The organism is Enterococcus sp. S183_ASV_20, assembly GCF_018919685.1.
Classification (GTDB): Bacteria; Bacillota; Bacilli; order Lactobacillales; family Enterococcaceae; genus Enterococcus; species Enterococcus faecalis.
The window spans coordinates 1-527 of the sequence record NZ_JAHLRI010000173.1 but is presented as its reverse complement, the minus strand read 5'-3'; the positions used below and the strand labels follow the sequence as shown (position 1 = coordinate 527).

General features: G+C 30.2%; 2 protein-coding genes. One reads left to right on the top strand and one right to left on the bottom strand.

Translation table 11 applies throughout. The features are described 5' to 3' along the window. A partial coding sequence (locus KQI94_RS16275; RefSeq protein ID WP_216454673.1) for a helix-turn-helix domain-containing protein occupies positions 1 to 169 on the bottom strand: 169 nt, incomplete at its 3' end. Between the two features lie 230 nt (positions 170 to 399). On the opposite strand from KQI94_RS16275, the gene KQI94_RS16270 reads away from it, so the two are divergent. Continuing rightward, a partial coding sequence (locus KQI94_RS16270; protein ID WP_216454671.1) for a DeoR family transcriptional regulator occupies positions 400 to 527 on the top strand: 128 nt, incomplete at its 3' end.

Genomic DNA, 527 nt, shown 5'->3' with positions numbered 1-527 from the left:
GTTTATAGTAGCTCATTGCGCTTCCACCAGATTTAAGAAAACGATAGACCTTATAAATAGTTTGTCGAGAACGTTGTAACAGATTGGCTACTTTTGAAACAGATGGTGATTGATTGAAATAAGCTTCTATCATTACGAGTTCAGTTGGTGTAAGATGGTTATAGGTCATTTGTACTCACTCCTTATAATTCTTTCGTCGGAACTATTTTGAGTGTAGCACAAATGACTTTTTTTAGTTGTCTAGCTTAATTTTACAATCGGCGAATTAAAAAAGTAACAAAATCCTTAATGAAAGCGTTGACTTTTTGTTTGAATAGTATTATTATGAGTTAAACGAAAGTTAAAAGAAAATTAAACGAAAATAAAACGAAATAAAATGAAATTGTAGAGGTTGGAGATATGGAAAATTTAGATCGATTGAAGGATATAGTAAATTTTATAAATAAAAAGAAGCGTATTACAACAAAAGAACTTTCTGAAAAGTTTGGTGTCACAGAACAAACTGTAAGAAGCGATTTGGCTTTATT